The organism is Pseudovibrio sp. WM33 (assembly GCF_001623165.1).
In the GTDB taxonomy this organism is placed as follows: domain Bacteria; phylum Pseudomonadota; class Alphaproteobacteria; order Rhizobiales; family Stappiaceae; genus Pseudovibrio.
The window spans coordinates 111,247-121,785 of sequence record NZ_LMCK01000115.1 but is presented as its reverse complement, the minus strand read 5'-3'; the positions used below and the strand labels follow the sequence as shown (position 1 = coordinate 121,785).

13 protein-coding genes are annotated in these 10,539 nt (G+C 50.3%); 6 read left to right on the top strand and 7 right to left on the bottom strand.

What is annotated here, in order from left to right; translation table 11 throughout:
- Positions 1-407: 407 nt before the first annotated feature.
- The 5 genes from PsWM33_RS20975 (at position 408) to PsWM33_RS20955 (ending at position 4,474) form a co-directional block, all read left to right on the top strand.
- Positions 408-857 (top strand): GNAT family N-acetyltransferase, encoded by a 450-nt coding sequence (locus PsWM33_RS20975; protein ID WP_208994681.1) that lies wholly within the window; start codon positions 408-410, stop codon positions 855-857.
- A 275-nt stretch (positions 858-1,132) separates the two neighbouring features.
- Complete coding sequence (locus tag PsWM33_RS20970) at positions 1,133-1,825, top strand: TenA family protein (RefSeq protein ID WP_063301519.1); 693 nt, start codon at positions 1,133-1,135, stop codon at positions 1,823-1,825.
- Positions 1,826-2,196: 371 nt separating this feature from the next.
- On the top strand, positions 2,197-2,943 hold the full coding sequence (locus tag PsWM33_RS20965) for an amino acid ABC transporter substrate-binding protein (protein WP_057465114.1): 747 nt from the start codon (positions 2,197-2,199) through the stop codon (positions 2,941-2,943).
- A gap of 128 nt (positions 2,944-3,071) precedes the next feature.
- Positions 3,072-3,746, top strand: a complete 675-nt coding sequence (locus PsWM33_RS20960) for an amino acid ABC transporter permease (protein WP_063301518.1) — start codon at positions 3,072-3,074, stop codon at positions 3,744-3,746.
- Positions 3,743-4,474: an amino acid ABC transporter ATP-binding protein gene (locus PsWM33_RS20955; protein ID WP_063301517.1), complete on the top strand. Its 732-nt coding sequence runs from the start codon at positions 3,743-3,745 to the stop codon at positions 4,472-4,474. The genes PsWM33_RS20960 and PsWM33_RS20955 overlap by 4 nt, the downstream gene beginning before the upstream one ends.
- Before the next feature lie 45 nt (positions 4,475-4,519).
- Here PsWM33_RS20955 and PsWM33_RS20950 read toward each other — a convergent pair whose 3' ends face one another.
- The gene (locus tag PsWM33_RS20950) at positions 4,520-5,470 is read right to left on the bottom strand and encodes a threonine/serine dehydratase (protein ID WP_063301516.1); all 951 of its coding nucleotides are present in this window, start codon (positions 5,468-5,470) and stop codon (positions 4,520-4,522) included.
- Between the two features lie 74 nt (positions 5,471-5,544).
- Positions 5,545-6,717 carry a M20 aminoacylase family protein gene (locus tag PsWM33_RS20945; protein ID WP_063301515.1) on the bottom strand — a complete coding sequence of 391 codons (1,173 nt, stop codon included), beginning with the start codon at positions 6,715-6,717 and terminating at the stop codon, positions 5,545-5,547.
- A gap of 239 nt (positions 6,718-6,956) precedes the next feature.
- Here PsWM33_RS20945 and PsWM33_RS20940 point away from each other — a divergent pair, with 239 nt between their 5' ends.
- Positions 6,957-7,322, top strand: coding sequence for a hypothetical protein (locus tag PsWM33_RS20940; RefSeq protein ID WP_063301514.1), 366 nt, complete (start codon positions 6,957-6,959; stop codon positions 7,320-7,322).
- Positions 7,323-7,336: 14 nt separating this feature from the next.
- Here the strand turns inward: PsWM33_RS20940 and PsWM33_RS20935 are convergent, their stop codons facing one another.
- The 5 genes from PsWM33_RS20935 to PsWM33_RS20915 form a co-directional block, all read right to left on the bottom strand.
- Complete coding sequence (locus tag PsWM33_RS20935) at positions 7,337-7,990, bottom strand: class I SAM-dependent methyltransferase (RefSeq protein WP_063301513.1); 654 nt, start codon at positions 7,988-7,990, stop codon at positions 7,337-7,339.
- A 7-nt stretch (positions 7,991-7,997) separates the two neighbouring features.
- Entirely contained in the window at positions 7,998-8,426 is a 429-nt protein-coding gene (locus tag PsWM33_RS20930; RefSeq protein ID WP_063301529.1) for an EVE domain-containing protein, read from the bottom strand.
- 83 nt (positions 8,427-8,509) lie between these two features.
- Positions 8,510-8,800, bottom strand: coding sequence for a YciI family protein (locus tag PsWM33_RS20925; RefSeq protein ID WP_057461912.1), 291 nt, complete (start codon positions 8,798-8,800; stop codon positions 8,510-8,512).
- An 85-nt stretch (positions 8,801-8,885) separates the two neighbouring features.
- Positions 8,886-9,896 (bottom strand): NAD(P)H-dependent glycerol-3-phosphate dehydrogenase, encoded by a 1,011-nt coding sequence (locus PsWM33_RS20920; protein ID WP_063301512.1) that lies wholly within the window; start codon positions 9,894-9,896, stop codon positions 8,886-8,888.
- A gap of 10 nt (positions 9,897-9,906) precedes the next feature.
- Positions 9,907-10,389, bottom strand: coding sequence for an NUDIX hydrolase (locus PsWM33_RS20915; protein WP_244276728.1), 483 nt, complete (start codon positions 10,387-10,389; stop codon positions 9,907-9,909).
- Positions 10,390-10,539 lie beyond the last annotated feature (150 nt).

Genomic DNA, 10,539 nt, shown 5'->3' with positions numbered 1-10,539 from the left:
TGGTTTGAGGGGAAGGGCCCAGGACTATAGGGTATCACGCCGTGACAGAGGCTGATGTAATGGCAGGGATAACCTGCTTTTGCAGATGTGTCTGTCAGAGACGGAGGAACTGTCTGCTTAGGGAAACCTGACTGGGTAAGCCACTGTCTTTCCGGGAAACCGGCTATCGTGCCTTATAGGCAAAAGAGGCGACGTTGTTCATTATAAAAAGCCTGGGCAAGGCGTGTAGCCAATGCTGAAGAAACATTTTTAAACAAGTAGCGCAGGCATTGCCTGCCGCCTTGCTCATCCCGACTTCCGGGAATTCTGGTTCAACACTGCATGGGATGCCATGTGGTGCTATTGGTGTTTGCGGGAATACTTTACGTAGAGGTTATGCTAGGTTTATCCCAAATTATGGGGGGAATATGCAGACACTTGAAATTAGAGCTGCGCAGTATGATGAGTTGCCTGAGGTCGCTCGCATGTACCGGTATTCGCGAGACCGATGCCTTACATTTATACCTAGACTGCACACGCCAGAAGAAGATCTTTGGTTCTTTCAGAATATTGTTTTTAAAGAGAATGAACTGACAATAGTCATGGGAGATGAGCAAATCATAGGTATGATGGCCACAAAAGATGACTGGGTAGAACAGCTTTATCTGGATCCGCGGCACCTGCGGAAGGGCGTTGGTACAAAGCTCTTAAACCAAGCAAAAGCTCACTCTTCCGGAAATCTGAAGCTTATGTGCTTTGTTGAGAATGTGGATGCGAGAGCATTTTACGAAGTGCATGGGTTTAAGGAAGTGAAGCGGACAAGCGGTTCAGAGAATGAAGAAGGTGCACCAGATATTTTGTATGAGTGGAAGGCTTAGGTTTCCCGGCAAAGTAGAGGGTGCAGTGTGGTGCAGTACGACGGGCGCGAGATGATACCCCTAAAATTGCAGGGGGCATATACGGTGATTTCCGTCTAGTGCAGCGTAACTCTGAGTGGCATTGTTCGAAGTAGATGTAAGCCAGAGCACTTTGCGTTTCTCAAGATTGACGCTTCCTGCTCTTAGCGTTTTTGCCATGCGTGTCCTTTTGGGGAATATCCGAACCTCTTTTAGGAAGATGCGCTTCAGGACAATGTGTTGGGAGGCACACGAGAATGCTGAACACTGCAAGTTATGCCAACTACAAGATCACTCATACGGATGAGACCTTTACGGATTGGCTTGTGAAATCTGCAGGACCTGCTTGGAATAAGGCGATCAATCACCCGTTTACCAGTGCTGTTGGTAACGACACAGTGAGTGCCGAGCTGTTCACCCGTTACTTGTTGGAGGATTACCACTACATTCAGGACTTGGCATCTGCGCTTGGATTCCTGATTGCCAAGGCGCCGACAATGGCTGCTAAAGCACGGTTGTCTGGCTTTGCGCAGCAACTGACTTCTAATGAACTGGGCTATTTTCAGCGCACCTTTAAAGAACTGGGCATCGCGCCTGAGGTTTATGAGGCTGCCAAGCCCAATACGATTACCCGGGCAATTGGCGCAACGCTGTTGTCGACAGCTGGCAAAGGTCACTACGTTGATGGCATGGCAACATTGCTGGCTTCGGAGTGGATCTATCGCGAATGGGGCCATCGGGAAGCTGCCAAGCCACGGCCTGAGCGGTTTTACCTTGCTGAGTGGGTTGAGTTTCTGGCGACCGATGAGTTTGGAGAGTTCATTGAGTGGATTAAGCGGGAAGTGAACTCGATTGGCGAAGAGGAACGCGTGAAGCGCCAAAGCGAGATCTCAGAGAGCTTTACTCATATGTGTGAGCTTGAAGCAGAGTTCTTCGATATGGTGAGCTGACAAAAGGCTTCAAATCTGAACCAGAAATGCTCTCTGTTTTACGGGGAGCATTTTTTTTCAAAGGGGGAGGTCCCTAGTTATACGTATTGGCTAAAAACTAGGGGTAACTGCACGTTTTACCTGTAACATCTCCGTGATATTGCTGGAAAATTGCAGAAAATGACAAGATGTTCTCAAATGAGATTTTGTCTCCAAACGCCTTATGGGAAGTATTTTTTATGTATGTGAGGTTTTGTGGTAACTGGTTCTAATAAATTCCAGTATTGGTAGTTTATTTGATTTAAATAAGCTCACAGCTCCGCTAATTGTAGAAAATTTTCCTCATTCTGATAGAACGAGCTCAATAAAATAATAGTAATCAGGAATAGATTATGTTCTCTCGTTCTACTGTTGCTGCACTTGCCCTTCTCGTGGCTGTTCCTGCTCAGGCTGAAACAATCCGTGTGGGCATGTCTGGTGGGTATTTCCCATTCACATTTGTCAAGCAGGACGTTCTGCAGGGCTTTGAAGTTGACGTTGCTCGTGCGATTGCTAAGCAGACTGGTGATGAAGTTGAATTCGTTACCATGAGCTTCTCCGGCCTGATTGGCGCTCTGGAAGCTGGCCGCATTGACACTATTGCGAACCAGATCACCATTACGCCTGAGCGTGAAGCCAAGTTCACCTTCTCCCAGCCATACGTTTATGACGGTGCGCAGGTTGTTGTAAAAGCTGGCAACGAAGAAATCGGTGGCGTTGAAGACCTTAAAGGCAAGAGCGTTGCTGTAAACCTCGGTTCCAATTTTGAAGAGCTTCTGCGCGGTTTGCCATTTGCTGATGAAATCGACATCCGCACCTACGAAAGCAACCTGGCTCAGGATACTGCTCTTGGTCGTGTTGATGCGTTTATTCATGACCGCATCAGTGCAACACAGGTGATCAAAGAAACTCCGCTGCCGCTGGCGCTGGCTGGTGCTCCATTCTCTGAAATTCGCAACGCAATGCCGTTCCGTACTGATGAAGATGGTAAAGCTTTGGCTGCTAAGGTAGATGTTGCAATCGACGAACTGAAGGCTTCAGGCAAGCTGGCTGAGATCTCCGACAAGTGGTTTGGAGCGGACATCACCAAAGCTGACTAAGCTGTCCGTTCAGAATTAGTAAAGTAGTTCACATCTAAGAATCTTTGGTGGAACTGCTTTTCCTTTTTCATGCCTTCGGGAATTTACTCCCGTCGTTCGAGGGCATGCTCTAATAACAAGAACTGATTATGCGCGCCTTAGATCTGGACTACATGCTCGGCCTTTTGCCGATCCTTTTAAAGTACTTACCCCTAACCTTGGGTATGGCAAGTGTGTCCATGATTTTGGCGCTCATACTTGCATCGCTGTTTGCAATTATCCGCGTGGTGCGCTTTCCTGTCTTGGATGCAATCACGCGGCTCTTTATCAGCTTCTTTCGTGGAACGCCGCTGCTGGTGCAGCTGTTTTTGTTCTACTACGGTTTGCCGCAGCTCTTTTCGTTCCTCACAGCGATTGATGGGGTTTCTGCCGCGATTATCGGTCTGACTCTGCACTTCTCCGCTTATATGGCTGAGAGTATCCGTGCAGCGATCCTGGGTGTAGACCGTAGCCAATGGGAAGCAGCAAAGTCGATTGGCATGTCTACTGGTCAGATGATGCGCCGGATTATTCTGCCGCAAGCAGCGCGTGTTGCTGCGCCAACGCTGATTAACTACTTCATCGATCTGATCAAAAGCACCAGTCTGGCCTTTACGCTTGGTGTGACTGAATTGATGGGTGCTGCGCAGAAAGAAGCAGCAGGAAGCTTCCTGTACTTCGAGACGTTTATTGTCGTTGCCGTTATTTATTGGGGTGTTGTTGAGAGCCTTGCTTTCGTTCAGACCCAGATTGAAAATCGACTTTCAAAGGCTGTTTCCAGATGATCCAGATCCGCGGGCTCACAAAAATCTATAATGGTGTCCCTGTGTTGAACGGGATCGACCTAGATATCAAAAAAGGCGAACGCATCGCCATTATTGGTCCGTCAGGGACTGGTAAATCCACTTTGCTGCGTTGTCTCAACTTTCTTGAGACGCCAGAACAGGGTGAGTATGTTCTTGATGGCAAGAGCATCGACGTTCGAAAAGCAAATGCCGCGCAGATTAAAGAGATGCGTCTGAGAACGGCATTTGTGTTCCAGAACTATGCCCTGTTTGCCAACAAAACAGCGCGTGAGAATATTGCTGAAGGCTTGATCACCGTTCGTGGTGAAGCCAAAGAGACTGCGTTTGAGCGGGCGGATGAAATTCTGCGGGACATCGGTCTGGCAGATAAAACAGATGCTTATCCTGCGTCTCTTTCTGGTGGTCAGCAGCAGCGTGTTGGCATTGGCCGGGCGATGGCGAGCAATTCAGAGCTTATGCTGGTTGATGAGCCAACCTCTGCGCTTGATCCTGAGTGGGTCGATGAAGTGCTGCAGCTGCTTACCCGCGTTGCGCAGGCTCATCAGACGATGTTGATCGTGACTCATGAGATGGCATTTGCAAAAGAGATCGCTGATCGTGTTCTGTTTATGGAAGGTGGGCGCATTGTTGAGCAGGGCCCACCTGAGAAGATCTTCACGAGCCCAGATGATCCAAGAACCCGCAGTTTCCTGCGTAAAGTTCTTTAGAGAATTCCAAGAGCGGTACCTCCATACGGATGTACCGCTTTTCTTTTATCGGCCAGACAGGGTGTTGTTGACCTGAATGAGTTCAGCGTTACCACCACACAATAAGACACCGATGCGCTCGCCTTCTTCTGGCTTGTATGCACCGGAGATCAGAGCTGCCAGTGCAGTCGCGCCGCCTGGTTCGACGACGAGCTGCATCTCTCTCCAGAGACGGCGTTGCGCGGCGAGAATAGCGTCATCCTCAACAAGGATGGATTCTGCGATGTGGTTTCTTGCGACCTCAAACGGGAAGGTGCCGCATCGCTTTGCACCAAGTGCGTTGGCCGCGATGCTGTTCAGTTCGACATCAACTGGCTCGCCGGCTTTAAGCGCTGCGTTCATGGAGCAGGAACCAAATGGCTCTATGGCAATGACTTTGGTGGGGCTGTTTGCATAGTAGCTTGCGACACCAGCTGCGAGGCCTCCGCCGCCGACAGCCACAAGGATGGTATCCAGATCGGGGCTTTGCTCAGACCATTCTAATGCTACGGTGCCCTGACCGTTGATTGTATCTATGGCATCGAATGGATGAATATCAATTGCGCCGGTTTGCTGCTGGTAGTGGGTGCAGAGTGCTGCAGCATCCGCATAGGCGGCACCTTCGACATGGACGTCTGCGCCGAAGCTGCGGATCTTATCGATCTTCGCTGGATTGGAGATCTCAGGGACGAAGATCTTGGCTTTCTTGCCAAGTGCATGAGCTGCACAGGCAACGGCAGCGCCGTGATTGCCACCTGAGGCTGCTGCTATGCCAGCTTCAGGAATTGAGTTGTTTAGTAATGAGTTGAATGCTCCACGGGCTTTGAAGGAACCTGAATGCTGCAGGTGTTCCAGTTTCAAAGAAATGGAGTACTTCAGGCCAAAAGTGCCGTTACCGCTCACAATAGATGGTGTCTTGCGAATGTATTTCTGAATTCGTTTATGAGCGACTTCAATAACTTGCTTAGATATTTGCACGGTAATGGCCTGAATATTTTTAATATAGAGAAGCGCCGGAAAAATCCGAGGCTTCGAAAATTGCAATGTGCATTTTAGGTTGCAGGCATCGCAGTTTCAACCAGTTTAATGAAATAGGAACAGCCATATGGAATAGCTTCGTCGTTGAAGTCATATTTCGGATGGTGCAGTCCTGCAGACTCTCCGTTTCCGAGGAAGATGAAAGCACCGGGCTTTTCTTCTAAGTAGTAAGCAAAGTCTTCACCGCCCATGGTTGGGTCGATGTTTTCATCAACTTTGTCTGCGCTGCCTGCAATTTCAGCAGCAATCTGGGTTGCGAACTTGGTCTGATCCGGATGGTTTGATGTGGATGGGTAACCATCTGCGAAATCGTAGTCCACACCAGCACCGTTTGCAGCACAAACGCCCTCAACAACCTGCTTCACGCGTTGAGCAGCTTGCTTGCGGACATCCTGATCCAATGTGCGGATGGTACCACCCAGTTTCGCTGTGTCTGGAATGATATTGTATGCAGTGCCGGCTTGGAAGAAGGTTACAGAGATTACGATAGACTGCAGTGGTCCAACATTACGGGATGCGATGGACTGCAGGGCAGATACGATCTGAGAGCCAACCACCACAGGGTCGATTGTGTTGTGTGGGTATGCAGCGTGACCACCTATGCCTTTGACTGTGATGGTGAACTCATCGGTGGATGCCATCAGTGGACCAGAGCGGGTTGCGAAGTGGTCAATCGGAGTGCCAGGCTGGTTATGCAGGCCGTAGATCTCGTCAACGTTCCAACGGGTAAATAAGCCGTCGTCCATCATTGCTTTTGCGCCAGCTCCGCCTTCTTCAGCTGGTTGGAACACGAGAATAACTGTGCCGTCGAAGTTGCGGGTCTCGGCAAGATATTTCGCTGTACCCAGTAGCATTGCGGTGTGGCCATCGTGACCACACGCGTGCATTGCGCCTTCGTTTTTGGATGCGTATTCCTTGCCGGTTTCTTCGGCCATTGGAAGGGCATCCATGTCAGCGCGAAGTGCGATGGATTTGCCAGCGCCGCCGTTGCGGCCTTTGATAACACCAACTACGCCCGTACGGCCAACACCTGTGGTGACTTCATCAACGCCGATCTCTTTCAGGATTTCGGCTACTTTTGCTGATGTCCGGTGTGTCTCATAAAGAACTTCAGGATGTTCATGAAAATCACGGCGCCAAGCGGTGATTTCATCGTGCATTTCTGCAAGACGATTAATGGTTGGCATCGGAGTGCTCCCTCAAATACTTCGGATTCTTATTGAGATTAGAAAATGAACCTCACTTTGGCCCAGTGCAGTGAAATATTGCAAGAGCAAATCAATTGCAAAAGGGTCAGTTGAGTAAAATTAAATGAACTGCCAATGCCGCTCCTTAACTAACCCAAGGACAGCTTAGTCACGCTAAGTTATTGCTGACGTCAGGTCACATATTGCACGTGGTTCAACTTCAACAGCGGTGAGACAGTATGGCGATCTATCGGAGTGTTTTTCGGAATGTCACAGAGGAGAAACAGCAATGGATGTTCCTCAACAAAGCCAATCGATACACCAGCCTTTTGCCTGCCAAAGCCGAGTTTGAAACTGGTCCTTTTGATTTTCGACGCAATGTCTCTATCAATCTTCTCGTAAATGGTGGTCTGTTTGGAACCTCTTTGCGCTACAATTCCTTGCGTGACAGTTGGAGCATGTGGCCGTTGACGAGTGATTTCTCGCTTCAGATCGATGAGCGCACTGTGACTGTCGAGTGTGCTTTGACATCTCCCTATAAAGCGGATGCGAATGTGGAATCGCTTGCACGGTTCTTTGAGGAAATGAGCAGGCCTAGTCGGTGATTGGCACTCTTGCTTCAGGCAAATGCGTAGACGGATGTCTTCTTTGTCTCGTTGTCTTCGAGCTCTCGTTGCACCGGAATTTCATAGGTTTTCAGGTGCGTGAGACGTGAAGTTGGGAAGTAGGAGCGTTGAGGATCTCCGACTAAAACCGGAATTGGTTTTTCCTTAGGGCTGGTGTCTAGCCAACTAAGAACCCTTGTGGTCATGTCCGGGTCGTAAAAGGCATCGCCGCAGCAAGTCAGGTCGTAATTACCAAGAGAGCTTCCCAGAAGATCTTTAGTGCTGACTTGAATTGTAACCTGATTCAGGTTTGCGTTGATAAGTGCGGCATCTGCAGCGAAGAGATCGATGTCTGCTGCAACAGCTGAGGCTGCTCCGGCTTTCATTGCTGCGATGGCGACGAGGCCTGAGCCGCTGGCGAAGTCGAGGATGCGTTTGTCCTTAACAGTCTCGGGATTGTCGAGAATGTAGCGTGCCAGTGCTTGTCCGCCTGCCCATGCAAATGCCCAGAACGGGGAGGAGACACCGAGTTCTTCCAGCTCCTCTTCACCCATGCGCCAGAGATCGACGCTTTCGTCTGCCAGGTGAAGACGTATGGACGGCGCATGAGGAACAGGGTGTTGCCGTGTCTGTTCCAAAATAAAAGCGCGCCGGTCCGTAATTTTCATCGTGAGATCAGACCTCAGATGGGTCCATTCCTGCCATTTCCAGAACCACGGCCCATTCTTCCGGCTTTACTGGCTGAACAGAAAGACGCATGGAAGTCACGAGGGCCATATCGGAGAGGCGTTCTTCGGCCTTCACTTGCGCCAGTGTTACTGTCTGCAGGAGGTCTTTGACAGCTTTGATATCGACGCATTCCCAGCGTGGATCATCTGTCGTGGAATCGGGGTGTGCGAGCGCGCAGACCTCTACGATGCCGACAACTTCTTTGCCGATGTTGGAATGGTAGAAGAAGCCTCGGTCTCCGATCTTCATGTCGCGCATGAAGTTGCGGGCCTGATAGTTGCGTACGCCGTCCCACTCTTCGCCTTCTTCGCCCTTGGCTTTTTGATGATCCCAAGACCACTTGTTAGGTTCGGATTTGAACAGCCAGTATTGCAACTTTGCCTCCATTAAAAAGAGCACCTGCCTACAATGAGAGACTGGTGCTCCAGAATTGACGTGTTGTAATACTTACAACAAAATTAGGCTTCCGGGTTCTTAATTACCCAGTTCCAAGGACGGATCTCAACAGATTCAAAGAGGCCTGCGAGTGAATAAGGATCTTCATTAGCTACTGCCAATGCTTCGTCCCTGTTCGCAGCTTCTACCAAGACCAGCGAACCCGTCGGAGATACGAGGTCATCACACATAAAAGGACCAGCTGCCTTCAAGCGATCACCAAGACCTTTGAGAAAATCGAGATGGTCTTGTCGTGTTTTCTGGCGAAGGTCTTCAGAATGCGCCTTATCAGTGCAGATGAGAGCGTACAGCATATTGGATACTCCAGTAGCAGGTTTTCAACCTAACCATTTGATCCCTGATATACAACCAGGCAATTCCTAGCTTAAAAGGATTCTACTAGGGGTGTGTCTCTCGTTTGAGGGGGCGCGTCATTAAGTCGCTCAAAGCCTGTGCGACGTCGATTTTCCCAGCAACGATTTGTGACACGGTGTTTGCAATTGGCATGTCGACACCATGTTCGGCTGCCAAGGCGACCGCGATATTAGCGGAGTGAGCGCCTTCTGCAAGCTTTTGTCCCGGTGCAACCAATTCCTGCGGAGTTCTACCCTGTCCGATCTTTAAGCCGAAGGCAAAATTTCGTGATTGGGTTGAGGAACATGTGAGGACCAGGTCACCAAGACCAGACAAGCCTGTGAGTGTTTCGCTTCTGGCATTCAGTGCCATGCCGAGGCGGGTCAGTTCTGCGAAACCGCGGGCCGTCAAAGCTGCCTGTGCACTGGCGCCGAGGCCATAGCCGACCGCTGCGCCGCATGCGATTGCGAGCACGTTTTTGAGGGCTCCACCAATTTGCACGCCGATGAGATCATCAGTTGCATAGGGGCGGAAGCTGTTTGAGGCGAGTGCTGCGGAAAGTTGGTCTGCTACTGCACCGTCTTCAGCCGCGATTGTGACGGCTGTTGGCAAGCCCTTTGCCACGTCATGTGCGAAGCTTGGGCCGGACAGCGCTGCCGGGATGGCATCAGGCGCCACGGACTTGATCACCTCAGAGAGGAGCTGGCCGGTTGATTGCTCGATGCCTTTTGCGCAGAGAACGATTGGTGTTGCTGGCTTTAGAAACGGCGTGATCGCTTCTGTCATCGCCCGCGTTGTTTGCGCTGGGGTGACGAGCAGAAGCGCGTCGGCACCGCTCACAGCATGCTTAAGGATGCCGGTTGCGGTGATTTGCTCTGTCCACTCGATGCCGGGCAGGTATTTCGGGTTCTGTTTGCTGGCGTTTATTGCGGCGATGGTTTCCGCATCGCGGGCCCATAAGGAGACTTCCCGACCTGCTCTTGCGGCTGCCAAGGCGAGCGCAGTTCCCCAAGATCCTCCGCCAATTACAGCGATCTTGTTTAGAGCAGTGGTCATGTTGTTTTCCTTATTGGGTGATGTTCAGTCGTTCACACAGTTGCTCAAGAGGGATATCGAACCCTCCGTGCATTGTTAGCTTGGACTTAGTTTCGTTGTCTGCCAAATCAACCCAGAAGAAGCGAAAGAGGATAGGATCTCCACCGTCATTTGGGCTCATTTCGTAATGATCCCAAGTCTGCTTTGCTTTTTCCTGAATTTTGAGATGGAAAAATTTGCGGCGGTGTAGCTCCGGACCTGAGGTGAGAGCATCGTCATACAGGAAATCATGCCCTGTGAACTGTTCGAGCGCGCCGGAAACACGGAGGCCGGTTTCTTCTTCAAACTCGCGTTTGGCAGCTTGCAGATAGCTTTCACCCGGATCCAGAGTTCCACCTGGCACCTGCAATGTGCCTGCGATGTCGGTTTCCGGCTCGTCAAAAACGAGAAGATGTGTGCCGCAGGTCATATAGACGTAAGCTTTGTGCCGAGGCTGCAATGTTGTTTCCACCATGAATCAATCAAATCAATGTTGTTTGAATGTGGCAGATGTTATTTGCAGGAGTTTGTTGCAAGCAAGGCGTTATAGCAGTTTGCACATAATAAGCAGCATGACACGCGCTTTAGCGCCGCATGGTTTTACCTGCAGCGTGGAACTGAATGC

What these genes read in the sequence shown, in the direction of transcription:
- PsWM33_RS20975 (WP_208994681.1), top strand. Translation starts at nt 408, where the DNA reads ATGCAGACACTTGAAATTAGAGCTGCGCAGTATGATGAGTTGCCTGAG.
- PsWM33_RS20970 (WP_063301519.1), top strand. Translation starts at nt 1,133, where the DNA reads ATGCTGAACACTGCAAGTTATGCCAACTACAAGATCACTCATACGGAT.
- PsWM33_RS20965 (WP_057465114.1), top strand. Translation starts at nt 2,197, where the DNA reads ATGTTCTCTCGTTCTACTGTTGCTGCACTTGCCCTTCTCGTGGCTGTT.
- PsWM33_RS20960 (WP_063301518.1), top strand. Translation starts at nt 3,072, where the DNA reads ATGCGCGCCTTAGATCTGGACTACATGCTCGGCCTTTTGCCGATCCTT.
- PsWM33_RS20955 (WP_063301517.1), top strand. Translation starts at nt 3,743, where the DNA reads ATGATCCAGATCCGCGGGCTCACAAAAATCTATAATGGTGTCCCTGTG.
- PsWM33_RS20945 (WP_063301515.1), bottom strand. Translation starts at nt 6,717, where the DNA reads ATGCCAACCATTAATCGTCTTGCAGAAATGCACGATGAAATCACCGCT.
- PsWM33_RS20940 (WP_063301514.1), top strand. Translation starts at nt 6,957, where the DNA reads ATGGCGATCTATCGGAGTGTTTTTCGGAATGTCACAGAGGAGAAACAG.
- PsWM33_RS20935 (WP_063301513.1), bottom strand. Translation starts at nt 7,990, where the DNA reads ATGAAAATTACGGACCGGCGCGCTTTTATTTTGGAACAGACACGGCAA.
- PsWM33_RS20925 (WP_057461912.1), bottom strand. Translation starts at nt 8,800, where the DNA reads ATGCTGTACGCTCTCATCTGCACTGATAAGGCGCATTCTGAAGACCTT.
- PsWM33_RS20920 (WP_063301512.1), bottom strand. Translation starts at nt 9,896, where the DNA reads ATGACCACTGCTCTAAACAAGATCGCTGTAATTGGCGGAGGATCTTGG.
- PsWM33_RS20915 (WP_244276728.1), bottom strand. Translation starts at nt 10,389, where the DNA reads ATGGTGGAAACAACATTGCAGCCTCGGCACAAAGCTTACGTCTATATG.